Annotated in this window: 19 protein-coding genes and 1 riboswitch; of the genes, 7 read left to right on the forward strand and 12 right to left on the reverse strand. The window is 55.5% G+C overall.

What is annotated here, in order from left to right; all coding sequences use genetic code 11:
- The first annotated feature begins 105 nt into the window (after positions 1 to 105).
- Entirely contained in the window at positions 106 to 1,752 is a 1,647-nt protein-coding gene (locus ACFPDR_RS06050; protein ID WP_035272623.1) for an ABC1 kinase family protein, read from the forward strand.
- 153 nt (positions 1,753 to 1,905) lie between these two features.
- On the opposite strand, the gene ACFPDR_RS06055 is transcribed toward ACFPDR_RS06050, so the two are convergent.
- Positions 1,906 to 2,604, reverse strand: coding sequence for a cytochrome b/b6 domain-containing protein (locus tag ACFPDR_RS06055; protein ID WP_115633886.1), 699 nt, complete (start codon positions 2,602 to 2,604; stop codon positions 1,906 to 1,908).
- Between the two features lie 81 nt (positions 2,605 to 2,685).
- Positions 2,686 to 3,198 carry a hypothetical protein gene (locus ACFPDR_RS06060; protein ID WP_035272627.1) on the reverse strand — a complete coding sequence of 171 codons (513 nt, stop codon included), beginning with the start codon at positions 3,196 to 3,198 and terminating at the stop codon, positions 2,686 to 2,688.
- 310 nt (positions 3,199 to 3,508) lie between these two features.
- On the opposite strand from ACFPDR_RS06060, the gene ribA reads away from it, so the two are divergent.
- Positions 3,509 to 4,180 carry a GTP cyclohydrolase II gene (ribA, locus tag ACFPDR_RS06065; RefSeq protein WP_080748089.1) on the forward strand — a complete coding sequence of 224 codons (672 nt, stop codon included), beginning with the start codon at positions 3,509 to 3,511 and terminating at the stop codon, positions 4,178 to 4,180.
- A gap of 303 nt (positions 4,181 to 4,483) precedes the next feature.
- Here the strand turns inward: ribA and ACFPDR_RS06070 are convergent, their stop codons facing one another.
- On the reverse strand, positions 4,484 to 5,110 hold the full coding sequence (locus ACFPDR_RS06070; RefSeq protein ID WP_026483011.1) for an FMN-dependent NADH-azoreductase: 627 nt from the start codon (positions 5,108 to 5,110) through the stop codon (positions 4,484 to 4,486).
- Positions 5,111 to 5,235: 125 nt separating this feature from the next.
- Between ACFPDR_RS06070 and ACFPDR_RS06075 the strand changes: the two genes are divergently transcribed.
- Positions 5,236 to 6,144, forward strand: a complete 909-nt coding sequence (locus ACFPDR_RS06075) for a LysR substrate-binding domain-containing protein (protein WP_009456252.1) — start codon at positions 5,236 to 5,238, stop codon at positions 6,142 to 6,144.
- Between the two features lie 5 nt (positions 6,145 to 6,149).
- On the opposite strand, the gene ACFPDR_RS06080 is transcribed toward ACFPDR_RS06075, so the two are convergent.
- Positions 6,150 to 7,712, reverse strand: a complete 1,563-nt coding sequence (locus tag ACFPDR_RS06080; RefSeq protein ID WP_376910829.1) for a glycosyltransferase family 39 protein — start codon at positions 7,710 to 7,712, stop codon at positions 6,150 to 6,152.
- Positions 7,713 to 7,802: 90 nt separating this feature from the next.
- Positions 7,803 to 7,979, forward strand: a riboswitch (yybP-ykoY riboswitch).
- Between the two features lies 1 nt (position 7,980).
- Between ACFPDR_RS06080 and ACFPDR_RS06085 the strand changes: the two genes are divergently transcribed.
- Positions 7,981 to 8,556, forward strand: coding sequence for a TMEM165/GDT1 family protein (locus ACFPDR_RS06085; protein WP_009456260.1), 576 nt, complete (start codon positions 7,981 to 7,983; stop codon positions 8,554 to 8,556).
- A gap of 5 nt (positions 8,557 to 8,561) precedes the next feature.
- Here the strand turns inward: ACFPDR_RS06085 and ACFPDR_RS06090 are convergent, their stop codons facing one another.
- Together ACFPDR_RS06090 and ACFPDR_RS06095 are read right to left on the reverse strand one after the other, a co-directional pair.
- Positions 8,562 to 10,268, reverse strand: coding sequence for a methyl-accepting chemotaxis protein (locus ACFPDR_RS06090; protein ID WP_376910832.1), 1,707 nt, complete (start codon positions 10,266 to 10,268; stop codon positions 8,562 to 8,564).
- Positions 10,269 to 10,470: 202 nt separating this feature from the next.
- A complete protein-coding gene (locus ACFPDR_RS06095) occupies positions 10,471 to 11,094 on the reverse strand; it encodes a helix-turn-helix domain-containing protein (RefSeq protein ID WP_321217079.1) in 624 nt (207 codons plus the stop codon).
- An 852-nt stretch (positions 11,095 to 11,946) separates the two neighbouring features.
- Between ACFPDR_RS06095 and ACFPDR_RS06100 the strand changes: the two genes are divergently transcribed.
- Both ACFPDR_RS06100 and speE read left to right on the forward strand, forming a co-directional pair.
- Positions 11,947 to 13,032: an ATP-binding protein gene (locus tag ACFPDR_RS06100; RefSeq protein ID WP_230940667.1), complete on the forward strand. Its 1,086-nt coding sequence runs from the start codon at positions 11,947 to 11,949 to the stop codon at positions 13,030 to 13,032.
- 174 nt (positions 13,033 to 13,206) lie between these two features.
- A complete protein-coding gene (gene speE, locus ACFPDR_RS06105; RefSeq protein ID WP_376910835.1) occupies positions 13,207 to 14,484 on the forward strand; it encodes a polyamine aminopropyltransferase in 1,278 nt (425 codons plus the stop codon).
- A 111-nt stretch (positions 14,485 to 14,595) separates the two neighbouring features.
- Here speE and ACFPDR_RS06110 read toward each other — a convergent pair whose 3' ends face one another.
- Together ACFPDR_RS06110 and ACFPDR_RS06115 are read right to left on the reverse strand one after the other, a co-directional pair.
- Positions 14,596 to 16,305: a sulfate adenylyltransferase gene (locus ACFPDR_RS06110; protein WP_083053316.1), complete on the reverse strand. Its 1,710-nt coding sequence runs from the start codon at positions 16,303 to 16,305 to the stop codon at positions 14,596 to 14,598.
- The gene (locus tag ACFPDR_RS06115; protein WP_376910837.1) at positions 16,302 to 16,736 is read right to left on the reverse strand and encodes a hypothetical protein; all 435 of its coding nucleotides are present in this window, start codon (positions 16,734 to 16,736) and stop codon (positions 16,302 to 16,304) included. Before ACFPDR_RS06115 ends, ACFPDR_RS06110 begins: the two co-directional genes overlap by 4 nt.
- A 30-nt stretch (positions 16,737 to 16,766) precedes the next feature.
- Between ACFPDR_RS06115 and ACFPDR_RS06120 the strand changes: the two genes are divergently transcribed.
- A complete protein-coding gene (locus ACFPDR_RS06120; RefSeq protein ID WP_376910839.1) occupies positions 16,767 to 20,210 on the forward strand; it encodes a NahK/ErcS family hybrid sensor histidine kinase/response regulator in 3,444 nt (1,147 codons plus the stop codon).
- Here the strand turns inward: ACFPDR_RS06120 and ACFPDR_RS06125 are convergent.
- The 4 genes from ACFPDR_RS06125 to ACFPDR_RS06140 all read right to left on the reverse strand — a co-directional run bounded on the left by ACFPDR_RS06125 (position 20,197) and on the right by ACFPDR_RS06140 (position 24,096).
- A complete protein-coding gene (locus tag ACFPDR_RS06125; RefSeq protein WP_035272636.1) occupies positions 20,197 to 20,859 on the reverse strand; it encodes a response regulator transcription factor in 663 nt (220 codons plus the stop codon). The two genes, ACFPDR_RS06120 and ACFPDR_RS06125, sit on opposite strands and share 14 nt — an antisense overlap.
- A gap of 128 nt (positions 20,860 to 20,987) precedes the next feature.
- On the reverse strand, positions 20,988 to 22,652 hold the full coding sequence (locus ACFPDR_RS06130) for a cation acetate symporter (RefSeq protein WP_376910841.1): 1,665 nt from the start codon (positions 22,650 to 22,652) through the stop codon (positions 20,988 to 20,990).
- The gene (locus ACFPDR_RS06135; RefSeq protein ID WP_009456280.1) at positions 22,649 to 22,960 is read right to left on the reverse strand and encodes a DUF485 domain-containing protein; all 312 of its coding nucleotides are present in this window, start codon (positions 22,958 to 22,960) and stop codon (positions 22,649 to 22,651) included. The genes ACFPDR_RS06130 and ACFPDR_RS06135 overlap by 4 nt, the downstream gene beginning before the upstream one ends.
- Positions 22,961 to 23,247: 287 nt before the next feature.
- Positions 23,248 to 24,096 carry a MurR/RpiR family transcriptional regulator gene (locus ACFPDR_RS06140; protein ID WP_115633882.1) on the reverse strand — a complete coding sequence of 283 codons (849 nt, stop codon included), beginning with the start codon at positions 24,094 to 24,096 and terminating at the stop codon, positions 23,248 to 23,250.
- Between the last annotated feature and the right edge of the window lie 137 nt (positions 24,097 to 24,233).

Genomic DNA, 24,233 nt, shown 5'->3' on the forward strand with positions numbered 1-24,233 from the left:
TATCCCCGAGCTTGCCCACTGAAAATGTGGATAAGTGGATAAGTAAGTCACCGGGACACTGCGGTATGCTACTTTTCTCAGAGCGTACCCTACTGGAGAGCGAGTATGTTGGGAGGAACCTTGTTGGCCTTGCGCGACCATGCACGAGTCCGTGCCATTGGAGCGGTCATAGCTCGATACGGGATTGGGGATGTGATGCATCGCCTGGGCTTGTCGGACCTCCTGCCCGGTAACAAGACCCCGGTGGCGGCCGAAATGCCCGAGCGCTCGGCACCTGAACGTTTGCGACGTGCGCTGGAAGAGCTGGGTCCGACCTTTATCAAGCTGGGTCAGATTCTGGCTACACGTAATGATTTGCTGTCGTTGGAGTGGACACAGGAGCTGGAGAAGCTGCAAGGTCATGCCGCGCCGGTGCCTTGGGAAACGATCAGACCCGAGCTGGAGCAGGCTTTGGGGCAAACGGTTGAGCAAGCCTTTGCGCGCTTTGACACCCAGGTGCTGGCCTCGGCCTCCATGGCACAGGTGTATCGCGCCTGTTTGCGGGATGGCACCGAAGTCGTGGTGAAGGTGCAGCGCCCTGGTCTGGAGCCACTGATTCAGGCTGACTTGCGTTTGTTGAAACAGATTGCCCGCCTGGTCCAGCAACAAGGCCTGCTGCCCGAGTATCGCCCTTACGATATCGTGCGTGCCCTGGCTGAAGCCATTGCCGATGAGCTGGACTTCACCCGCGAAGCGGCCAATACCTTGGCGGTGCGCGAGAACATGCAGCCCTTCAAGGACATCGTGGTTCCGCGTGTCTATATGGAGTGGACCAGCGCGACGGTCATGGTGCAGGAGTTTGTCCCCGGGGTCTCGCCCATTCAAGAGGCACAGTTGCAAGCTATTGAGGCGGATCGTCCATTATTGGCCCGCCGAGGTGCCTTGGCGTTCCTGCATATGGTGCTGGAGGACGGGCTGTTTCATGCTGATCCGCACCCCGGCAATATGATGGCCTTGCCGGGCAATAAGGTTGCCTTTATTGATTTCGGCTTGGTGGGCCATTTGACGGAACGTCGCCGCCAGCAATTGCTGGTGTTGCTACGGGCGATTGTGGATGGACAGGCAGATGGGGTGGCAACGACCTTGCTGGACTGGTCCGGGGCAGAGGACTTTGATTGGAGCCGTCTGGAAGAAAGTGCCCAGCGTTATGTAGCCCGACAAAGCAGTGGGCTGTTGTCCATCTCGGCTGCCTTGCTGGACTTCATGGCTCTGGCGCGCGAGAACCATTTAATTCTGCCGCCGGATCTGGCCTTGCTGTTCAAGGCTTTTATCACGGCGGACGGTGTGCTGAAGCGTCTGGACCCGCAGTTTGATGTGGTCGAAGTCGCGCAGCCCGTGATTATGGGCTTGATGCGCAAGCAGTACTCGCCACGTCGTGTTTATGCGGACCTGCAACGCAGTTTGCTGGAGTCCCGGCAGTTGGCCATGGATGCGCCCCAATTGCTGCGTCTGTTGATGCATAGGGTGCGGCAAGGAAAGATCTCGGCGCGTATTCAAATCGAGGGAATGCCGCGTCTGGCCTCGTCGCTGGAAAAGGCGGCCACCCGTCTGGCCATTGCGATTGTGACGGCGGCTTTTGTATTGATTTTGGGTCCGGTGCTGGTTACGCGCGGTCCCGCATGGCTGGGTCTGACTATTTTCAGCTGGGCGGGTTTATTAGCCGCTGTGCTGGGCCTGGTTCTGGTTTTGTGGGGATTTTGGCGACGGCGCTAAGAAGTATCTTGAGGCCGTCGCTTTCTGCGCAGGAAGTGCTCAAGCGGCTAGTCACCGTCCAGTTTAAAAGACGGCTAGTAAAAATGCGGCTCAGCCCAAACAGTCCCCGCATTATCCCCAGGTTTATTCACAGCTTCTGGGGATAAGTCGGGCTTACATAAAGTCGTCCATGCCGCCGCCTACGGGTGCCAGACCTGTCATCCAGTACACACCCCAGGCAATCAGCGCCACAATGATCAGAGCGAGAAAACGGGTTTTCCAGCTGTCTTTGCTGGCAGGCAGGCTGGCATCGGCGGGAACCGGCATGCTGCCCTTGACCATGACGCTGGTTAATTTCTGACCACGCAACACGCGATACAGGAAAATAGCCAGGATATGCAAGGCAATAATGGCCAGCATGATCCATTCATTGGCTTTGTGCAGGCCGGTCAGGGTTTTGGACCAGTCGCTGCTCAGATAGGCCAAAGGGCCAGTCGTGAAGATGTCGTCATTGGCAAACAGGCCCGAGACCGCTTGAAAACCGAACACAATCAACATGATCCAGACGGACCAGGCACCGATGGGGTTGTGGCCGGGGTAAACCGCGGGCTTGTCACGCAAGTAGCGCAGGCTGCGCACAGGGTTGGGCAGGAAGTGGCTAAAGCGGGAGTAGTAACCACCAATCAGGCCCCAGACCAGACGAAATGCCAGCAGCCCCAGGGCCAGCAAGCCAAAGCGTACGTGCCAGTCCATCCACAAACCGCCAACCTTGATCGTCACAAAACAGCCCACGATGCTGATCACGAGCAGCCAGTGGAACAGGCGGGTGGGTAGATCCCAGATGAGTAAAGGGCGAGTCGAGGAGGCGTGCATAGGGAAAATCCGGAGAGACTAAGACATCTGATTATAGTCAGTGTTGTCTTGGAGTCCGTTTTCCGCCGCGGGTTCCTTCTCTTATTGAGCGCGGTGTTTGCGCTTGCGCAAACTGATCTTGCGACCGTCGTAACGGTACTCGTCGATCAGGGTGGGATTATCCAGGCTGGGGGTTTCCATGATCAGGGTTTGGCCCTGGTGGCGTACTCGAATTTGTGCGCTGCAAGACCCAAACGCTGGCGAGACGGTATAGCCCTTGGATGACACTGTGACCCAGTGATAATAAATCGAGCAACCCCCCAGGCCGTTGTCCACCGAAATCAACGCTGTCTGGTTGTTGGATTGTCTGAAGGCGTAGGGAATATTGATCAAGCCCTTGAGTTCGGGCGCGATGATTTGCGAGTCCAGTTGCAGTTGTGCCTCATAGACATAATCGCTTTGGCTCACTTGCAAGGTGCCGTAGGGGCTGTCCAGACTTAATTGAGAAGGAGGCTGGGGCCAGGTCTGGCTTGCCGCACTATGGGCGACAAACGGTTGCAGGGCCAAGCCGAGCCCAATCACAACATAACGAATAACGACCTTAGTGGCGGGCATGATCAATCAAGTAAGAGGATGATCAAGGCTCAGTGAAAAACACAAAGCGCCATAGATCATCTGTATTTGTAAGTTTCATAACATTTTATGTATTTTCTTGTTGCGTAGAATACCGGATCGCAGAACTTTTCGCTATAAGGATAGGCACATAAGGTGAATGTTTCATGTCTGTGTCATAGGGGCATTGGCGAAATTAGTCCTGAAAAGCATCTTGCCTCAGGCTTAAAGAAATGGAGTGAATTGGGCTATCATTGCTAGGTTGCCCCGGATGGGGCCAAGCCGCATTTCTTCGTTGCAGCAGAGACTCATTATGCAATCCATCCCGGATGCCGCACTGGCATCAGAATCGGACTCCACGCTGGCTGCCCAGCAGGCCAAACCCGGCGCTTTATTGGACTACGTCAGCTCCAGCCGTTTGCCTACCCCCTGGGCCGTATTCCAAATCCATGTATTTGTAGAGCGCAGCAATCAAAAAGAACACGTCTTGCTGACCCTGGGGGATGTGGCCGACGGCGAGCCTGTCCTGGCCCGTGTCCACTCCGAGTGTCTGACGGGCGATGCCTTGTTCAGCCTGCGCTGCGATTGCGGCCCTCAACTGCAATTGGCGCTGGAACGTATTGCTACGGCAGGCCGTGGTGCCTTGATGTATTTGCGCCAGGAAGGGCGGGGTATTGGTCTGGTGAACAAGATCCGTGCCTACAACCTGCAAGATCAGGGGGCGGATACGGTGGAAGCCAACGAGAAGCTGGGATTTCCTGCGGATATGCGTCGCTATGATATTTGCAAGGATATGCTCGAGCACGTCGGTATCCAGAAGCTGCGTCTGATGACCAATAATCCGCGCAAGGTAAAAACCCTGCAGGAAATTGGCATTGATGTGGTGGAGCGTGTGCCGCATCAAATTGAAGGTAATCCCTTTAACGAGGCTTACCTGAACACCAAGCGTCTGCGCTTGGGCCACTGGCTGGAAACAGACGAATAAAAAGGGGCGCGCGGGCAGAAATTGATTCTGCTCCGATTTCGTTCCTGCTTATCGCGGTATCAACACAAAGGGCCATCAATTGGCCCTTTGTGTTTTTCTCTGGTGGAGATTCAGCGCGATCAGAATGTGCTGCCTGCCTGCCTGCCGGCAGGCAACGCAAAAGAGAAAGCCGGATCCGATGTCCACACAGGGATTGGGATCCGGCTTTATCTTTGTTTGCTCAGGCTTGAGCGCTGAAGGGGCGGGTGGCTGCTTGTGCAGAACTAAACAGCCAAGGCCTGGTCGAACCAGGCCTTCCCGGTCTTAGGCAGGGCTCTTTTCCAGCAAGGCGCTGACACTGGCCTTGGCGTTCTCTACAATCTGATCACGCAGCTCTGGGGTTTTGCCCAGGCCTTCGGCGTACACAATACGCAGGTCCGTTACACCCATGAAGCCGAACATCACACGCAGGTAGCTTTCCTGATGTTCCATGGCCTGGCCTTGCTCCGATTCGGAGTAGATGCCACCACGGCTCAGAACCAGGTAAACCGTTTTGTCGCCAGCCAGACCTTCCGGGCCATTGCTGGTGTAGCGGAAAGTGCGGCCAGCTTGAGCCAGACGGTCCATCCAGGCTTTCAGTTGGCTAGGAATGGTGAAGTTGTAGAAGGGGGCGCCAATCACCACCACATCGGAAGCCAGGAACTGGCTCAGGTATTGTTCGGTGATGGCGTTCTCGGCACGCTGGCGCTCGCTCAGGGTGGCTGGGTCCAGACCCAGACGCATGCCCAGGGAGTCAGCCGAAAAGTGAGGTGGCGGGTTCAGGGCCAGATCTACATGCTCCACTTGGACTTGCTCATTTTGCTGGCGCAGCTGATCAACCACAAATTGCGAAAGTTCGCGGGAAACGGAGTTGGCGCCGGTGATACTGGAGTCTACGTGTAGCAGTTTCATGATGTTTGGTGTCCAAAGCGATGAAGGAATGGTGTCATTATGTTTGATGCCCATACCTTTGATAAGCCGGTTTTTCTGAGAAAGATTATTCTACTTTTGTCTGTAATCCTGGAAAACTTCCCTGTATGTATGACTTAAATGACATGGTGCTGTTTACCGAAGTGGTACAGCGTGGCGGCTTTAGTGCTGCTGCCCGACACTTGGGCATGCCGCCATCGCGAGTATCGCGACGTCTTAGCCGTCTTGAGGCTGAAGTCGGTGTGCGCCTGCTGCAACGCACCACGCGCAGCCTGTCTCTGACCCCTGCTGGAGAGGTGTTCCTGCGCCATTGCCAGGCCATGCGTGACGAGGCCGAAGCTGCGTATTCTGCGGTGGCTCAAGTGCAGCAAGAACCGCGTGGTCTCTTGCGTATCAGTTGCCCGGTCACCTTGGCCCATACGGTCTTGTCGACCGTGTTTGCACAGTTTCTGATTCGCTACCCTCAGGTTGAGCTGGAGGTGGAAGTCAGCAACCGGGTGGTTGATCCGGTGGCGGACGGGATTGATGTGGCTTTGCGAGTGCGCAGCACCTTAAGTGATAGTGCGAGCTATATCGTCAAGCGCCTGGGTGAAACAGGGGCAATTCTGGTTGCTCAGCCTGAACTGCTGGCGCGTTTTGATCCGGTGCGCGGCCCGGCTGATTTGGTGAAATTGCCCACGGTGGCTATGTCGGCCCGACAAGGTCAAAACGAATGGGAGCTGTATGGTCCCGAGGGCGCCAGCCTGACGGTAACGCACAGGCCGCGCTATATGGCCTCGGATTTGCTGACGTTGCGTGAAGGGGTGGAGCAGGGCATAGGTGTGGGTATCTTGCCCGACTATATGTGTTGCGAGGCCTTGAAAGCCGGACGCCTGGTGCAGGTATTGCCACAGTGGGCACCCTTGCCGGGGATTATTCACGCTGTGTTTGCTTCCCGCCGAGGCATGGCCCCGGCGGTACGACATTTTCTGGATTATCTGGGTGAGCAACTGCCGGTGCATCACCCTAAAATTTAAGTGATTCAGCGGGCAGTGGCTGTAAAGGGGCAACTGCGTTGTGCGGGCAGAATGGCCCAGTTCAGATCAATCATGGGACTGCGTTCGGAAGACCAGCGCTGCTCGGCCTGCCCCTTGATAGGGGCTTGCTCGTACAGCTGGAGCAAGGATGCGGGAGGTTTCCCACGGGTCTGGATGCTGTACACAATCAGAGCGCCGCATTCCATATCCTGCGGGAGTGTCAGCCAAGGTGAAGCAGCCGGGTCAGCATCAATAAAGACCATCACATCCTGGCCGGCATGAACGGCAATATTGCCGCCTAGCCAGGTATCGGCTACGACGACTTTAAGTGGGATGCCGGGCATGTGTTCGTTCCAGATGGCTTGCATTTGGGCAGACACTTCCGGGCCGGGGAAGGTGGAGCGAGAGTCCCTACCTTTATGCCAGGCCAATGGGCCACGAGCCAAGGCGTAGCCCGATGCCAGCGATATCTGCAACACGATCACAATAATAGCCACGCGCCGCAGCTGGATCTTGTCCTTGCCGTGCATGACCCAAAGAGCAAAAAAGCCATACAAAACAAAGAAAGTGGTGGCCCAGGAAGCGACCAGACGGGTGCCCATCATGGCTGAAATCAAGACGGTGCTGACGATCGGAGTCAGGCCCACCCACAGCAGGAATTGCTTGTCGCTGCGGGAAATATCATCGGCGTAGCGTTGCTTGTTTTGCAAGGCCGCGTCGGATGGGGCCAGCTTTTTCCTGTCGCGACGATTCCAGATACCCAGCGCAATCATGGCCACAACCATGGGGCTTAGTCTCCCCAGCTGGTCCAGGCTAAACGCCAGCAGTTCCTTGTAGGCCTCCCAGCGGGTATGTGTTTCCAGCGAGCCGTCCATATAGCGGAAGGGGGCGAAGTCGTGCTTCACCAGCCAGTACAGATGGGGCGACAAGACCAGCACATAGGCAAGCAGGGCCAAGCCCAGCCCTATCCAGGTCTGCCGCTGACGCCACATACCGCTGCGCAGGAAATACAAAAAGAAGGCGGTGAACAGAATCACGGCACTGTATTTGGTGACCGTCGACAGCGCAGCGACGGCGCCCAGCCATAACCAGTCTGCCGGTTTCTGGTCGCGGCTGGCGCGATAGAAAAACCAGGTCGCGGCGGTTACGGACCACAGTTGTGCCGTGTTGTGATTAAAAATGGTGCCGCGCAAGGAAAAGTAAATACTGACAGAACTGATCAGCAAGACCATGAAGGCGCGTTCGGGATTCAGAAATTCGCAGGCCAGTTTCCAGATAAACCATAGCCCCAGCACCGAAGCTGTCATGCCCGCGGCAAAGGTCAGCCATGCCGGGCGTCCGACTACGCTGGTCAAGGCGGCCATTACCCACGCTGGGAAGGGCGGATGCTTCAAATAGCCCAGCTCGAAACTGGCCGACCAGACCAGTTCTTCCATGCCGTCCAGATCGGGGGCTTTATGGCTAATCGCCATCAAAACGGTCCACAGCAAAATCATGAATAACAGATACAGCAGCACATAGCGCTGGTAGGTGTTGGGCTGAGCCGATGCTGGGTTTTGGGCAGTCATGCGTCTGGTGAAAGCGTGAAAATAAGCAAGTGTACTTCTTGTGCGTTGAAAAGCCCCGATTGGACAGGCGTCTTAATCTGGGCTACGATGCGCTTCGTCATTAGGGAGTAGCCGCTTCGGTTTACCGAAGATCAGCGTCAACATACTTGACCTACACAGGGTCATGGCGCTGATAGCAACTTAGCCTGGCAAGACTTTTGACCATGGACCTTCGCGTTTGGCCGGGAGGGTTTGTGGTCATTTGTCTCTTATCCGGCCAGGAGTTGTTATGGAAGCGTTGTTTATCTCCACGGGTGTGGTTGCCTTGGCAGAAATTGGGGACAAAACCCAATTGTTGGCTTTTATTCTTGCAGCCCGCTACAAACGCCCTTGGCCCATCATTCTCGCTATTTTCATAGCAACCTTAGTTAATCACGGTCTGGCTGGCGCCATTGGTGCTTGGGTTCCCGCTTTGCTGGATCCGGAAGTGCTGCGTTGGGTGCTGGGTATTTCCTTTCTGGCCATGGCCATCTGGATTCTGATTCCTGACAAGATCGATGATGCCGAAGCCACCCGTACGCGTTTTGGTGTTTTTGGCACCACGCTGGTGACATTCTTCCTGGCCGAGATGGGCGACAAGACACAGATTGCGACGGTCGCTTTGGCTGCTAAATATCAAGAGTTCGGTTTGGTGGTGCTGGGCACGACCTTGGGCATGATGTTGGCCAATGCACCTGCCGTTTTGTTTGGCGAGCGCATTGCCCGCCGTTTGCCGACTCAGTTGGTACACCGGATTGCTGCCTGTATCTTTGCTGTGCTGGGCGTGCTGGCCTTGTTGGGAGGGGCTGAAAGCCTGGGCTTTTAGCGAACTCAGGTACTGGATGCCAATTGTCGTAGTCGGCCTGGGTGGGCTGGTTTGCGACGAGCGGCGTCCATTTTCACAACCGGGGCCAGGATCAAGGGGGCAGCAGAGCGAGTGGGTGGATGAGTATGCGCACTTTCTCCGTGATTCAGGACACTGATAGCCTCTTGCAGTTCGGCCCCATTCTGGTTCAGTTCCTGCGCTGTTTCACTCAAGTCATGGACCAGAGCGGCATTGTCGCTGGTGATTTGGTCCACCTGTTTCAAGGCCTGGGTCAACTGGCCCAAACCGATGCTCTGCTCGCTGGTGGCAGCAGAAATCTCACCCATCAAACCCGCAACCTCAGACACGGATGTCAGGATTTCCTGCATGGTCTGCCCCGCATGGGCGGCGTGGGTGGCACCTTCAGCACTGAGGGTTTGGGTTTCGGTGACCAGTTGCTTGATTTCATCGGCCGCTTGAGCCGCTTGCTGAGCCAGCGAACGCACGGCAGAGGCAACCACCGCAAAGCCTTTACCGGCCTCTCCGGCGCGGGCCGATTCAATTGAGGCGTTGATCGACAGGATATTGGTTTGAAAGGCGATGTTATTGATCATCGACACGATATTGCCGATATGCTGCGAGCTTTCCAGAATCTGCTGCATGGATGAGCTGACTTTCTGAACCGCCTCGTTCCCGCGACCCGCGATATCCGCGCTGCGGCTAGCCAGTTCGTGGCTGGCCTTGGCGTTTTCCGCGGTCTGTAGAACGGCTTGCCCAAAGGAGCTCATACTGGCAGTGGTCTGCTGCATGGAGGCCGCTTGCTCGTGAGTGCGTGCTTCCAGCAGGGCGCTGTTATCCGAGAGCTTGCGTGACACCATTTGATTGTTGCTGCAGCTATGGTCCACGTCGGTACTAATGCTCATCAGGCTCTTACGCATCAGATCCAGATTCTGGCCCAGCGTTTCCAGCTTCTTCACAGCGGGTCCGCGTGTGTTGACTGTCAGGTTGCCTGCGGCAATTTGTTGGGCGATGTGCGTGGCCGTTTTAAACGATCCCAAAACCCGTCGCATCAGCACGGCCTGATAGCCCAAAATCATCAGTGTCCCCACCCCCAGAGAACTGGCCAGGAGGATCATGCTTTGCTGTGGCATTTCCGTATTCAGGATCATGGCAATAATCCCGCCGGTAATACCCAGATTCAACAGGCCTTTTCGTAAAAAGGCGGCCAGCAAACTGGGACCAGCCAGGAAACGAAGGCCGGCAAAAGGGCGACGCCAGCTGCGAGCCGTAATTTGGCCAGCGCGTATCGTTCGGGAACGATTTCGACCTTCGCGCAATTCCTGATAAAACTGTTCAGCTGCTTGAATATCCTGAGGTTTTGCGCGCACACGAACCGACGCAAAGCCGGTTAATTCCCCTTGTTCAATAATGGGACTGGCATGGGCCAGAACCCAATAAAAACCGCCGTCTTTACGGCGATTCTTTACCACCCCCACCCACGAACGGCCCTGTTTTAAGGTATGCCACAAATCTGCAAAAACTTCGGATGGCATATCGGGGTGACGCACGATATTGTGAGGCTCGCCAATCAATTCTTCCCGACTAAACCCGCTCACCTCGACAAAGGCCGGGTTCGCATAAATGATGCGGCCGGCCAGGTCAGTTTTGGAAATGAGATATTGCTCGTCCAGCAGCTCGGTTTCGATGCCGGTAATTGGTAGGTTCTTGCGCATAGCCTTTCCCTTTGTATTTTTGTATCAGCAAAAGACTCGAGATAAACGGATCAATTTCTTGTTGTGAATTTTCGTGAATAGTATCATTTGATTCGTTTTTTATGTCTAAAAATAAAAAAATGATAATCAAATGAAAATTTTTGTCACAAAAAGATCGAAATTGAAAAAATTGATCCTGGCTGATAAAGGGAAGAGGACGTGCTCAGGAGGGCAAGTATTGGGCGTGGAAGGCTTCGCTGAGCAGTTGCAGGAGCAGGGCAATGGGAATGGGCTTGGCCAGGGCTGTTGCTTTGCCGGGCAGACCGCCACGCGCGTGAATATCGGCGGCGCTCAATGCAGAAATCACATAAATCTGGGTATGTTCGGTTTCAGGGGCATCGGCCAGCGCCTTGAGCATGGCAAAACCATCCAGTTTGGGCAGGTTCAGGTCCACGATCAGCACATCGGGGTAGAAATTGCCGGCAGCAATCAGACCTTTCAGGCCATCTTGTTCGCAGCGCAATTCGACCGGGAAGGGCAGATGTTCCATGGCCATGCGGTAAATCGCCAGCAAATCCAGGTCGTCTTCAACGACCAGTACGCGCAGGCAGGGTTCACTGCTGCAAACAGGTAGGCTGGGAGTGATCGGAGCATCAGGCGTCGGGGGGCTGGTTTGCCCACGGCGCTCTTGCAAGATGGCTTGTACGGAATCGCGGTCGATGCGTCGGTGCCCGCCTTGGGTTTTCCAGGCTTTCAGGGTTCCGGCTTCTACCCAAAGTTGTACGGTGCGTACAGACACACCTAGTAAATCAGCAGCCTGCCGAGTGGAGTAAACGGCGTCGTTCATGGAGTCAACAAAATGAAAGCAGGCCAGACCGGGGAAAGAAAGGCTATGGGCCCCGATGTAGCAGTGCAGAGTGTAGAGACGGTATTAGTAAGTACAGAAATACTACTAATGGCAATGGGAAGTGGCCTGTTCACGCCAAGTGATAGGCAGAGTATTCGACACACATGCTTCTAATATCTCCGATTTTCAGATGTTCATGCTTCATCAGGGACTCACTTCAATCGGGCGGGCCTGTGAACCTGGACTCGCCTTGCTGATTTTACGCGTATCCCTTGCGCTGTCGTGTTACCGGACGGGCCCAGTGTGGGGAGCTGAACACACTTATAAGTGTTGATGTTACGGGCGGGTCCGGGCGGTGCTCGGCTTGTCGGGCCGAGAAAAAGGGTGTTAGCACCCTAGCACTTGTTTTTATCGTTAGTCTTGATCCTGGTCAGTCTTTATGAAATAAATAGGAATCCATTTTGTACAAGTTCCCTTGTTTCCTCAAAGAAAATTTATGCGCCTTATGATACGGCTGTTTCTGCCGTTAAGCAGTATGGGCGGTGGTTTTGGAGTAAAACTTTTAAAAAGTACTAATCCCTTTCTTATTGTTCCGCCTGATTGTTATGAAATTTATTTATTAGGCGTTTAACCGTTTTTTCACCCAGGCTGATGCAAAGGCATTGGCAGATCAGTAATCCCATCTAGAAAAATGCTTGGTTTATCCGCTGGACTGGCTTTTTGTCGCATGGAGATTGAAACCACACTGAGGCAGGCCTGGTGCTTGTTTTGGGACGAAAATAGGGGATTGGCTTGTTGCTCACACTATTTACCAGTTTTTTGATCGGGCAACGTTTGTTTGACCGAGCGAGCGTGCCTAAATGGCCGGGACAGGCTTATGAAAAAGCACATCGCTTTGAGCAAATGCTGGATGCCTTGCCCGATGCCATTGTCATGTTCGATTCCTGTGGGCGAATTGAGGGTTGTAATCGGGCCATGCGGCGTTTGCTGGATACGCCGGAATTGGCCAATGACAACGATGATTTAATCGATTTTTTCCAGAATCTGGAAAAAGGAATACGGGCAGATTTAGCGTATTTGCTCCCTGGGATTAGTCAGGTTATTAACCGCGAAAAAAATCCTTTTTACTACATGCACCGGGATGGGGAAGGGGAACAGGCCCGTGCCCTGGAGTTTCATGCCTATGCGGCCTCCGATTCAGACAGCGCAACTTTGTTGATGATTCGCGATGTCAGCACAAAAATGCAACAGGAGCGCGATCGTGCCGACTGTTTTGCCATGGCTGCCCATGAAATACGCTCTCCGCTGGCCGCCATCAGCGGCTATATCCAATTGCTGCAACTGGAGACAACCCCGTCAGCCTGGGCCAGCAAGATCTACTCTCAATTACATGAAAAGGTTCGTGGCGTTGATGTGCTGCTGGATGATTTGACGCGCTTGAATCGCATGGAGTACGAGGGGACGAGCATGCAGGAATGGCGCGAGTCCGATTTGCGTGCTGTGCTGCGCCTGAGTCTGCGCCCCTTTCACGAACAGCGCCACCGCATTTACCTGGATGTGCCCGAGTATGGCTTATGGGCCAAGGTGGATATCGTTCCTTTATTGGTAGCTCTGCGCAATGCGCTGGAAAATGCCCTGAAGTACTCCGCGCCAGACACCATGGTGACCCTGCGCTTGCAGCCGGGCGAAACCGGTTGGGCTCGGATAGAGGTCCTGGATCAAGGGCCGGGAATTGATCCGCTCTATAAAGAGAAGGTCTTTGACAAGTTCTATCGCCTGCCCGGCCAACAGGTGCAAGGAAGCGGTCTGGGCTTGTCCATTTTGCGCTCGATTGTTCACCACCACGGGGGCAGAGTCTATTTCAAGGACCGTCCGGGTCCAGGAGCGCATTTGGTCATGGAATTGGTTCTGCTGCCTTCCGCGTCGTATATACCTTAATCTTCCCTAAAATAGGGTTATTTTCATATATTTAAGTTTGATATAAGGTACAATTTGCGCTCTTTTCGATGAAGCGAGGTGATCGCCATTCCAGGTGCACCTCGCTTTGAAGTTTTTACGTTGCGGTCGTCTCGTTGGTAGGGAGCGCAAAATCTGTTAAAGGAGCACACGATTATGCAAGGCTTGCACTTGACCGCAGACCTTTACCAATGTGCATGCAGCCCGGAGCTGCTGATCGATGCCCAGAAACTGGCTGATTTTTGCCGTCAGCAGACTATTGATGCAGGGCTGACGATTGTTGGTGAAGAGTGGCAGGCATTTCCCGAATTTGAAGGGCAGCCTGGTGGTGTTACCGGGGTACTGTTATTGGCCGAGTCTCACTTGGCCATCCATACCTGGCCAGAGCGTGATGGCGTGACGCTGGACGTCTATGTCTGCAATTTCATGCAGGACAATTCGGGCAAGGCGACCCGCCTGATTGACGGTATTGAGCAGGCTTTCAAGCCCGGCCAAGCCCAGCGTAATCGCTTGTGGCGTGGCGAGGCTGATGGCCCGGCCCATGCTGGTGAACTGCTGACGGAAAACCTGAATCAGGATGCACTGTACGGCTTTCGCTTCACCGAGCGCTTGCTGGAGCGCCAGACTGCTTTTCAGCGTCTGGAGTTGCTGCGTTCCGAAACCTTGGGTAAGACCTTGCGCCTGGACGGTTGCATGATGACTTCCGAGGCCGAAGAGTTCTTCTACCACGAAGGTCTGATTCACCCGGCCGCTATGGCTCACCCGAATCCACGCCGTGCCCTGATTGTGGGCGGTGGGGATGGTGGAGCCCTGGAAGAGTTGTTGAAGTACCCCAGCCTGGAGCGAGTCTCTCTGGTTGAGCTGGATGGGGAAGTGATCGAGGTGGCCCGCGAGCACTTGCAGTCCATTCACAAGGGGGCGTTTGATAACCCGCGTGTACAAATTCAGATCGAAGACGGCGCGAAGTTCCTGGCCAATACACAGGAACGCTTTGACTTGATCTATCTGGACCTGACCGACCCCGAAACTCCGGCCGGTCCCTTGTACACGACTGCCTTTTTTGAGTCCTGCAAACGTGCGCTGGCAAGTGGTGGTGCTTTGGTATTGCACCTGGGTTCGCCTTTCCACGAAAGTCAGCAGGTCAAGAACCTGAGCGAATCCCTCGCCAGTGTGTTTGCACAAGTGCATGGCTACGGTCTGCATATCCCGCTGTACGGCTCTTACTGGGGGCTGGCAATTGCCTCCGACGAGCTGAACCCGCGTGCTTTCTCCGCCGATCAAATCCAGGAACGACTGGAGCAGCGTATGAGCAACGAGAACCAGGATTCCCTGCAGTTCTACAACGCTGACATTCATGGCGCCTTGTTTGCACTGCCTACTTTCTACCGCCGCCTGATGCCTGTGAATGAGGTCAATCTGGAAGAGGTCTGTTGAGCAGGTTCTGGACAGTTTGAGTCTGCCTTCGGGCAGATTTCGTGATGAAAAAGCCCCTGATCTTGTTAAGGTCAGGGGCTTTTTCTGTTCAGGGGGAAGCTGGATAGAGCCTTATTCCTTATCCGCCCCACGATAGCGCTGGTAAGGCAGGACGTTCCAGGTGCGTGTGGTCAACTGCTTGGCAGAAATCACGGTCGGAATATCATCCAGCAAGCTGCGGGCCGAATGCAGCTCGCGCACGACTTCCTGCTTGTCCTGATACATGAACTCGTCCGAGGCTTCTTCCGGTGCTTGCTGCTGCTTTTCTTCCAGATCGCTGATCAGACGTTCCTGCTGGAAGCGCAGGGCAGCACGTGCATCCTCGATCCAGGCGGCTTGCATGCTGCGGTTGTGATCCACCACGGCGCTGTACTCGGTGTACACCCCGTTGTAGATATCTCCCGCATGGTGCCGCACGTCGTGGCTGGCGATTTCCAGATCGCGCACCGTCAACTGAGATGGATCCAGCGGTTCACTACGCTTGGCCCCGCCCAGACGGGTGTACTGGGTGTAGTAGGGGAACATGCTCTGGATAACTTTGCTGACGGGCTGGATTGCTTCGCCTTCCTCGCACAGTCCTTTGGGCTGTACGCCTTGCATGGCCGGCAGAATGGATTCAGGGCGACAAATTTCCTTGGGCGGCATGATGCCGTGACGCAGCATCTCGCGAATGCCGGTGCCGGAGATGGTCAGCCTGAAGCGATCATCGTGAGGGCAGGTCTCGGAGGTGGCATGGCAGGCACAACGCGTGCAGTAAAACACTTCGTGGAACAGGCGCACATCAATGCCCATTTCCTTGGGGCTGAACTGATCGAAAATACTGTGGCTGGCGTACTTGTCGTAGTAGCTGCCAATCCCGGCGTGATCCCGACCAATCAAGGCGTGGGTGCACCCATAGTTCTTCATGATCAGGGCATGCAAAATGGTTTCGCGTGGGCCAGCAAAAATATAGGTGACGCGCAACGGTGACAGGATGGCACGGTCCTTGGGGTAGTAGGTATCCAGTACGTTTCGGTAGGCCATCATGCGGAACTCGTGGCGCACGTATTCACGCTTGGCCATCTCTACCAGTGGCTGCAGGAATAGGCCATCAATCCCTTCCAGCGCATTGCGGTGAATGTACTCGTGGCCACGGTGCAGCGGGTTTGCGCCGGTGATAAAGCCTGCCACGGAATTGAATTTCTTTTCTTCGTAGAACAGGCGCCACGTGTCTTTGGGTTCGCGGCGCAGCTTCTCGAACGGGCCCCAGTCCACACGCTGCAGCAGGTGCAAGGTGCCACCCAGGGACACATCGCCCATGCGGCGGTAAATGGAGTCCACACCGGGGTGATTTCTGTCCGTGGTGCCAAACAGTTGCTGAGCGCGTTGCTCCTTGTCGTAGGAGAAGATGTCCTCGATGCTCAGGATGGCTACCGGCTCGTTGTCGCTATTGGTCAGCGCCACTTCAGAGCCGACCGAAAGTCCTTTAATAATGTCGCGGTTGCGATCGCCAATCGGGGCGAAGCTCAGCGGCACAGGCCACACCACACCATTACTCAAACGACCCTCTTTGAGCACGGAGTTGTAGTCGGCCTCGTTCATGAAGCCTTTGTTGGGGGAGAGCACGCCCGTAGCAATCATCTCGATGGTGATGACGGCTTCCAGATCCACGCGGATGCTGGGCAGGGTGCGCGCACGTTCGATCTCGTCCTTGACGCGATCCTCCGGGACAACCTGGTTGACCAGTGTTCCACCGTGCGGTTGCTGTGGATAGCGATCAAAGTTCAATGTTGAGTGGTTCATATTGCCTCCTTTAATTTGCCCCGCATGACGATGAAAGATAGTTTTTTTGTCGGGGCGTTTTTCGTTTGCGAGTGATAGATGAGTTCTGGACTGGAGCAGTGACTCCCCGGTTTCAAACGCTCTATTTCTTCTTGTGATGCCAGACGAAAGCTCTTCGTCCAAACAGGTGATGCAGCGCTGGCTTGAATACCGCCTGCGCATCGTTGTGCTGCGCTTGTTAAATGCGACATGAGGACAGGAATGCAGGCATCGTTCCGGGTTTGTCGGTGCGTGAGGTGCTCCTCACCGTGGCTCATGATGCTGCGGGTGCTGCTTGCCCCAGGAGATCTGTCCTGAAAATCAAATTGGGTATAGGTGATAAGCCCTAGTTTTCCGAGCTCAGATCCTGCTGGAACTGTCTTAGTATTACTCACAATCGCGAGAAAAATCATCGCGTTATACCAAAGTAGGAGACAGTGCAGATGACGCCAGCTTGGGTGGTGTTGGCCTCGTTGATTTACGCCGCAATTTTGTTCGCCATTGCCTGGTTCGGGGACAGGAATCCTTTGTATACTCAGCGCCCCTGGTTGCGACCTACGGTCTACAGCCTGGCCCTGGCTGTGTACTGTTCGTCGTGGACGTTTTACGGCGCGGTCGGGTCGGCCGTGCGCTATGGCATTGGTTTTCTGCCTATTTATCTTGGCCCCATGCTGATGCTGCTGTTTGGCTGGCGGATTATTGAACGCCTGGCGCTGGTGGCTCAATCCCAGAACACGGTTTCCATTGCGGACTTCATGGCCAGTCGTTATGGGCGCTCGCAGCGCTTGGCGGCCATGGTGGCGGGGATTGCCGTGGTGGCGGCCGTGCCGTATCTGGCCCTGCAATACAAGGCGGTGGCCTTGAGTTTGAGTGTGCTGGCCGGGACGGAGTTTCACGCCGGGCTGTTTGGCGATCCGGCCTTGTATGTTGCGATTTTGATGGCCTTGTTTTCCATTCTGTTTGGAACACGCCAGGTGGACGCGACCGAGCATAGACCGGGTTTGATGCTGGCCGTGGCCTTTGAGTCCGTGGTGAAACTGGTGGCCTTGGTGGCGGTTGGCCTGTTCGCCTTTCGCTGGTTTGGCAAGACTGAACTGAATATGGTGGGGGCCGTCAGCACACTGTTCGAGAACAGTCCGCCGGTGGGTTTTGTCGGTCAAACCTTGCTGGCCTTTGCCGCGATTATTTGTTTGCCCCGTCAGTTCCATGTGGCCATTGTGGAATGTGGTGACGTGGTGGATATACGGCGGGCGCGCTGGTTGTTTGGGGCGTATCTGCTGGTGGTCAGCGTCATGGTCTTGCCTATTGCTGCTGCAGGGGTCAGCCTGTTTGGCGTCGGGGGCGAGGGCGTGGCACCGGACAGTTTTGTGCTGGCCTTGCCCCTGTCGCAAAACCAGGTTGGCTTGGCCTTGATGGTTTACATAGGCGGTTTTTCGGCTGCAACTGGCATGGTCATTGTGACCAGTGTGGCGCTCTCAACCATGGTCAGTAATGACTTGGTGATGCCTTTGTTGCTGCGTCGTGGCTGGGCGCAGTATCAGCAAAGTACGGTGGCTTCCACAGTGCTATGGATACGCCGTGTCGCCATCATGGCGCTGGCGGGTGTGGCTTACGGCTATTACATGCTCAGCGGCAGCGATACGACCCTGGCCGCGTATGGGCTGATGGCTTTTGTGGCGGTTGCGCAGTTTGGGCCGGGCTTGATTGGTGGTTTGTATTGGCGCGGTGCCAGTCGACAGGGCGTAGAGGCCGGACTGCTATTGGGCTTTGCCATCTGGGTCTATACCTTGCTCTTGCCGACGCTGACCGAGGTGGGCTGGCTGGCGGATGATTGGTTGTATCACGGGCCATTTGGCCTGTCCTGGCTGCGCCCTTATCAACTTTTTGGCGTAGAGGGCTGGGACCCGCTGACACATGGCACTTTCTGGTCCCTGCTGTGCAATATCAGCGCCTTTTTGTGGGTGTCCTGGCGCCGGCGTCCGGGCTTGGGAGAGCGCTTGCGGGCCGAACCGTTTCTTAATCCTTATGCGGAGCGGCAGACCTTGGCGGCCCGTCATTCTTATGGGGATTTGTCGGTCCAGGATTTGCTGCTTTTGGCAGAGCGTATCGTTGGTAAAAAAATGGCGAAGCGGGCTTTTGAAACGCAGGCCAGACAGGCCAAGCAATCGCTGGAGCCTGGTTTGCGGGCGGATAGTTCCTGGGTGCATTTCACGGAGCTATTGCTGGCAGCTGCGGTGGGGGCCGCGTCCGCGCGCCTGGTGCTGACCAGCGCCTTGCGTGGTTCGGGCATGGAGGTGGCTGCCATCATGGCCGTGCTGGATGAGGCGGGGCAGGAACTGCGTTTCAATCGGGATATTTTGCTGGCCACCCTGGAGAACATTGATCAGGGTGTCAGTGTGGTGGATGCGGACATGCGGCTGGTCGCCTGGAACCAGCGCTATCAGCAGTTATTCGATTACCCGCCCAGCATGTTGTACGTGGGGAGGTCCGTGGCGGACCTGATTCGCTTTAATGCCGAGCGGGGCAAGGTCGATGGCGTGGAAAGCATAGGGGTGGAACAAGCCATAGAACGTCGTATTCAGTTCATGCGCGAAGGCTCTTCCTATGTGACTCAGCGTATGTTGAATGACAAGCAGGTGATCGAGCTGCGGGGGCGGCCTTTGCCGGGCGGCGGTTATGTCACCAGCTATAGCGATATCACGCACTACAAGCGCGTGGAGCGCGAGCTGCGAGAGATGAACGACAGCCTGGAGCAGCGTGTCGCGGTGCGTACGCAGGAGGCGGAAAAAGCTCAGGAGTCTCGTACCCGATTCCTGACGGCCGTCAGCCACGATGTGCTGCAACCGATTAACGCGGCACGTCTGTTTGCGTCGGCCTTGCGCGATACGAATGACCTGGCGGAGATGCCCAATCTGGCCGAACGAGTCGATACCTCTTTGCGTACGGCGGAGGAATTGCTGGAAGGCCTGCTGGATATTTCCCGTCTGGATGCCGGAGCCTTGAAGCCGGATCTGGGCGTGATCAATGTGCAGCATTTGCTGCAGCATTTGGCAGACCAATACGCTCCTATGGCTGCACGACGTGGTATCCAGTTGCGGATTCATGCTCGACCTTTACAGGTGTATAGCGACCATCGTCTGTTGCGGCGCGTGCTGCAGAATTTCCTGGCCAATGCCTTGCGGTACACCCAGGAAGGACGAGTGGTGTTTGGCGTGCGTGTCCGGGGCGAGGAGCTGGAGTTTCAGGTCTGGGACTCAGGCCAAGGTATCCCGCCACATCATATTCAGCAGATTTATGCGGAGTTTCATCGCTATGAACAAGCCTTCGATTGGGATGGCCGTGGCCTGGGCTTGGGCCTGTCCATTTGCCAACGTATTGCGGTCTTGCTGGGGCACACGCTGGATGTGCGATCCGAAGTGGGGCGTGGCAGCATGTTCTCCATTCGCGTTCCTTTGAGTGACGCTACGCAGGCCAGCAGTCAGCAAAATAACGAGTCCAGCAAGCCAGCCGATGGCTTGCCTTTAACAGGCTTGCGTGTGCTGTGTCTGGATAACGATCTGGATATTATTGCGGGTATGGAAGTGCTGCTGGGGCGTTGGGGAGCACAAATTATCACCGCCAATACGGTAGATAGCGCTTTGGAGAAAATTGCCTTGAGTCCCGATGTCTTGCTGGTGGATTATCACTTGCATGATAGGCTGGACGGCTTGCAGGCACTGCAACTATTGCGTCTGCATCTGCCTCATGCGCAAGGCGCTTTGTTGACGGCGGATGGTAGCGACGAGCTGAAAGCAGCGGCTCGACAATATGGCTATCTGGTGCTGACCAAGCCGGTAAAGCCCGCTTCACTGCGAGCTTTTTTGGCCGCACAAATTAAAACGTATTAGCGTCCTGAGATTCGTCCTGATTCAGGCCAAGATGACTGGCCATCAAGACGGCCTGAGTGCGATTGGAAGCACCGAGCTTGCGCAGGATGGCCGTCATGTGCGCCTTGATGGTGGCTTCCGAGACATTCAGTTCGTAGGCAATTTGCTTGTTCAGTTGCCCGGTGCTGAGCATTTGCAGAACGCGAAATTGTTGCGGTGTCAGCTCGCGCAATTTCGCCGCGACCTCCCGTTCGTCCAGGCTGATGCCCGGAGAGGAAGAGCCGATTTCCGGCAACCAGGTGCCACCATCCAGAACCACCTGCAGGGCTACGCCCAGCGTCTGTGCATCAATGGATTTTGGGATGAAGCCCATGGCTCCGTGATCCATGGCGCGGCGCATGAAGCGTGCCTCTTCATGGGCGGTGACCAGAATGATGGGCAGGCAGGGGTAGGTCGCGCGTAAATGGACTAGAGCGCTGAAACCGATTGCCCCTGGAATATCCAGATCCAGCAAGAGCAGATCGGCGTCAGGATGGTCGTCGACCAGGGGATACAAATTGGAGATACGATCCGCTTCGTAGATGGCCGTGCCGGGAAACAGGTTGGCGACGACGCCTCGTAACGCCTCACGAAATAGTGGGTGATCGTCAGCAATGAGCAGTTCATTCATGTGAGGATTATGCCATGTTCAAGTTTCTGTAATGGTGCCTGCCAGGATGAGCTGCACATCAGTAAAAACAGGGCACCGAAATGCCCTGTTTTCTGTTCCAGCGTGCTGATTGAATCAGCGTAAAAGCCTTAGTGAGCGCTGGCGCTGGCAGCACCAATGCCGGTTTGACTGCGTACGGTCAGAGCTTCGAAGGCTTCGCGTTCCTTGGCAGCGCGTGCGCTGTTATCCAGGGTCGAGAACAGCCAGATCGAGAAGAAAGCCAACGGAATGGACAGGATGCCAGGGTTAGGGAAGGGGGTGATGGGCTCGGCAAAACCGAAGACATCCACCCACACCGTGCTGCTCAGGACCACCCACACCGTGGCGGTGACCAGGCCCAGAAAACCGCCAATGGTGGCACCACGCGTGGTGCAGCCACGCCAGGCAATCGACAGCACCAGGACCGGGAAGTTGGCACTGGCTGCAATGGCAAAGGCAAGGCCCACCATGAAGGCGACGTTCTGGTTTTCAAAGATAATGCCCAGCAAAATCGCCAGCACACCCAACACCACTGTGGAGATACGCGAAATGCGCATCTGGTCTTTTTCGGTGGCGCGGCCTTTGGCAATGACGTTGGCGTACAGGTCATGCGAAATGGCGGCGGCACCGGCCAAGGCCAAGCCTGCAACCACGGCCACAATCGTGGCGAAGGTAACTGCTGCCAGGAAGCCCAGCAACAGGTTGCCGCCTACTGCATTGGCCAGGTGCACCGCCACCATATTGGTGCCGCCAATCAGGTTGGTCAGCATATTGAAGGAGCCGTCCGGACCCGTCTGGAAGTACTCGGGATGCTTGACCAGCAAGGCAATCGCACCGAAACCGATGATGAAGGTCAGCAGGTAGAAGTAACCAATAAAGCTGCTGGCATAGATCACGGATTTGCGGGCTTCCTTGGCGTCCGCTACAGTGAAGAAACGCATCAGGATATGGGGCAGACCTGCGGTACCGAAGGCCAGCGCAATACCCAGGGACAGCACGTTCAGCGGGTTGCTGCTGACGGCAGCGCCGGGCTCAAGAATGGCGTGTCCGGTAGGGTGCGTTTCCACGGCAGCGGCCAGCATGCTGTCCACATCCCAGTAGAATGCTGCCAGAACCAGAATTGTCATCAGCGTGGCACCGAACAACATCAGTACGGCCTTGATGATTTGCACCCAGGTGGTGGCCGTCATGCCGCCAAAGGTGACGTAAATCATCATCAGCGAACCTACAATCACCACGGCCACGTTGTAGTCCAGACCAAACAGCAGCACGATCAGCTTGCCAGCGCCGACCATTTGCGCGATCAGGTACAGGGCGATGATCAATAGGGAGGCACTGGCCGCCAGAATCCGCATGGGGTTTTGCGACAGGCGAAACGAGGTGACGTCGGCAAAGTTGTAGCGGCCCAGATTACGCAGGCGCTCTGCAATCAGGAACATCACAACCGGCCAGCCGAACATGAAGCCGATGGCGTAAATCATGCCGTCGAAACCGCTGACGTACACCATGCCCGCAATCCCCAGGAAAGAAGCGGCGGACAGATAGTCCCCGGCAATTGCCAGGCCGTTTTGAAAGCCGGTCAAACCGCCACCGGCGGTGTAAAAGTCGGACGTGGTGCGTGTACGGCGGGCCGCCCACCAGGTAATGACCATGGTCCCGGCAATAAAGATCAGGAACATCACAATGGCAGAGGTATTGGCCTGGCCGGAAGAGGCTGCCATGGCATTGCCACTGGCCATGCCAAACAGGCCCAGGCTCAGAAGTAGTTTCTTCATGTCACGTCCTTCATGATTTGAGCCAGCAAGGGGTCATACACCTTGTTGGAAATGTAGACGAAGGTGGACACCAGGACGACGGCACTAATGAGCACAATGGCGGCGCTAAGCACGCCAATGGTCATGGTCATGGAACCGACAGAACGGCTGAAAAGTTCGGGGTCAAAGGCCAGGGTCAAGATAAAACCGGCGTACACAATCACGGTCAAGCCGAAAAAAATCAGGCTCATGCGGTTGCGTCTTCTAAGCAGTTCTTGATAGGCAGGGTGCTGAGTTACTGCCGTCACGACAGTATTGGCTGAGCTCATTCTTATGTCTCCTTATGGGGTTTGATGATTCTTGGCATCGAGGCTCTCTAAACACGGCGTGTACAGAGAGTTGGCGCTTGAGGGCGCTCTGTGTACAGCATGTATAGAACGAATCAACTTTTCCCAACAGGCGACTTTGGTCGTAGATGAGGGGGGAGAAGGCTCTGATTTTGGAGCCTTGGTTTAGCTGGGCGGGGCAAATGATGCAGGAGACGCACAGGCACAAGAGCTGGTCTCTTCTGCTCTGAGTAGCTTGCAGAGCTTGAAAAGGGAGTTTTTTTGTTAGTTCAAAACAGCGCGTCAGCGGTGGCCAGTTCTTGTTCTGATTCATCACGGCGATCAGCGCCACGTACTTTCAGTATTTCGGACAGCAGCAGATGAGACAGGCTGGCAACGGCCACCGAATTATCAGGCAGCGCTTCAGGCCCAGGCTGGCAGGGCAGGGACCAGCGGGTTTTGGGCCGCTCTTTGTAATCCTGGTCGGTGATCAGCACGATGTCCGCACAGCGTGTTTCCAGGCGTCCGATCAGCTCCGGCATGTGGCTGGGGCGTGGATGCAAATCAAAAACAATCACGACATCCTGGTGCTGAATGTCGGCCAGGTAGTCGGAGACGGTTTGCCCCGCTCCGGGGATAAGCCGTACGCCCGGCATGAGTTTGGACAAATGCCAGTAAAAATGCCCGGCCAGAAAGTAGTTTGCCTGCAAACCCACCAGCCAAACCTGCCGCGCACGGCTGATGGCCTGACTGGCTTCCTGCAGAACAGAATGGGACAGATGCCGATAGGTATTGCCCAGCTTGCTATAGCTTTCCTGCAAGTGTGAGTGCAAGGCGGCCTCGCCCGGAGATAGCGGCTGGTGGACCGAGGTGAAGGAGTCATCCGTTCTTTCCGTGCGAATCTGCTTGCGTGCCGCTTCGTAGTTGGCGTATTCCAGACGACGGATCAGACGTGTGACAGTGGCATTGGAAACTTGGGCCAGACTGGCGAGTTCCGAGGCGTTGTAGCTGGATAAATCACCCGAGAAATCCAGTGTGAATTGGGCCAGACGTCGCTCGGAGGCGGGGAGATCACTAAGAATAGCGCGTACACGATCAAGAAAAGAGATGTTGCTGGTGTCTGGCATGGTGCTGGGCATAGCCCTGTTTTTTTGATTCAGGAAAAGCGGGTGCGGCGGGGAACCAATTGTGGTTCCTGTGTACGGGCAGGGAATTTCAAGTTCACATCATACCTGAGTACAAGATGCGTTTAATTTCCCTGAAAACCGTTTAATTT

Source organism: Alcaligenes sp. GCM10023179, assembly GCF_042653705.1.
GTDB classification, from domain to species: Bacteria; Pseudomonadota; Gammaproteobacteria; order Burkholderiales; family Burkholderiaceae_B; genus Alcaligenes; species Alcaligenes phenolicus.

Bases quoted from the DNA above. Each gene is read 5' to 3' on its own strand.
- ACFPDR_RS06050 (WP_035272623.1), top strand. From the start codon at position 106: ATGTTGGGAGGAACCTTGTTGGCCTTGCGCGACCATGCACGAGTCCGT.
- ACFPDR_RS06055 (WP_115633886.1), bottom strand. From the start codon at position 2,604: ATGCACGCCTCCTCGACTCGCCCTTTACTCATCTGGGATCTACCCACC.
- ACFPDR_RS06060 (WP_035272627.1), bottom strand. From the start codon at position 3,198: ATGCCCGCCACTAAGGTCGTTATTCGTTATGTTGTGATTGGGCTCGGC.
- ribA (WP_080748089.1), top strand. From the start codon at position 3,509: ATGCAATCCATCCCGGATGCCGCACTGGCATCAGAATCGGACTCCACG.
- ACFPDR_RS06070 (WP_026483011.1), bottom strand. From the start codon at position 5,110: ATGAAACTGCTACACGTAGACTCCAGTATCACCGGCGCCAACTCCGTT.
- ACFPDR_RS06075 (WP_009456252.1), top strand. From the start codon at position 5,236: ATGTATGACTTAAATGACATGGTGCTGTTTACCGAAGTGGTACAGCGT.
- ACFPDR_RS06080 (WP_376910829.1), bottom strand. From the start codon at position 7,712: ATGACTGCCCAAAACCCAGCATCGGCTCAGCCCAACACCTACCAGCGC.
- ACFPDR_RS06085 (WP_009456260.1), top strand. From the start codon at position 7,981: ATGGAAGCGTTGTTTATCTCCACGGGTGTGGTTGCCTTGGCAGAAATT.
- ACFPDR_RS06090 (WP_376910832.1), bottom strand. From the start codon at position 10,268: ATGCGCAAGAACCTACCAATTACCGGCATCGAAACCGAGCTGCTGGAC.
- ACFPDR_RS06095 (WP_321217079.1), bottom strand. From the start codon at position 11,094: ATGAACGACGCCGTTTACTCCACTCGGCAGGCTGCTGATTTACTAGGT.
- speE (WP_376910835.1), top strand. From the start codon at position 13,207: ATGCAAGGCTTGCACTTGACCGCAGACCTTTACCAATGTGCATGCAGC.
- ACFPDR_RS06110 (WP_083053316.1), bottom strand. From the start codon at position 16,305: ATGAACCACTCAACATTGAACTTTGATCGCTATCCACAGCAACCGCAC.
- ACFPDR_RS06115 (WP_376910837.1), bottom strand. From the start codon at position 16,736: ATGATTTTTCTCGCGATTGTGAGTAATACTAAGACAGTTCCAGCAGGA.
- ACFPDR_RS06120 (WP_376910839.1), top strand. From the start codon at position 16,767: ATGACGCCAGCTTGGGTGGTGTTGGCCTCGTTGATTTACGCCGCAATT.
- ACFPDR_RS06125 (WP_035272636.1), bottom strand. From the start codon at position 20,859: ATGAATGAACTGCTCATTGCTGACGATCACCCACTATTTCGTGAGGCG.
- ACFPDR_RS06130 (WP_376910841.1), bottom strand. From the start codon at position 22,652: ATGAAGAAACTACTTCTGAGCCTGGGCCTGTTTGGCATGGCCAGTGGC.
- ACFPDR_RS06135 (WP_009456280.1), bottom strand. From the start codon at position 22,960: ATGAGCTCAGCCAATACTGTCGTGACGGCAGTAACTCAGCACCCTGCC.
- ACFPDR_RS06140 (WP_115633882.1), bottom strand. From the start codon at position 24,096: ATGCCCAGCACCATGCCAGACACCAGCAACATCTCTTTTCTTGATCGT.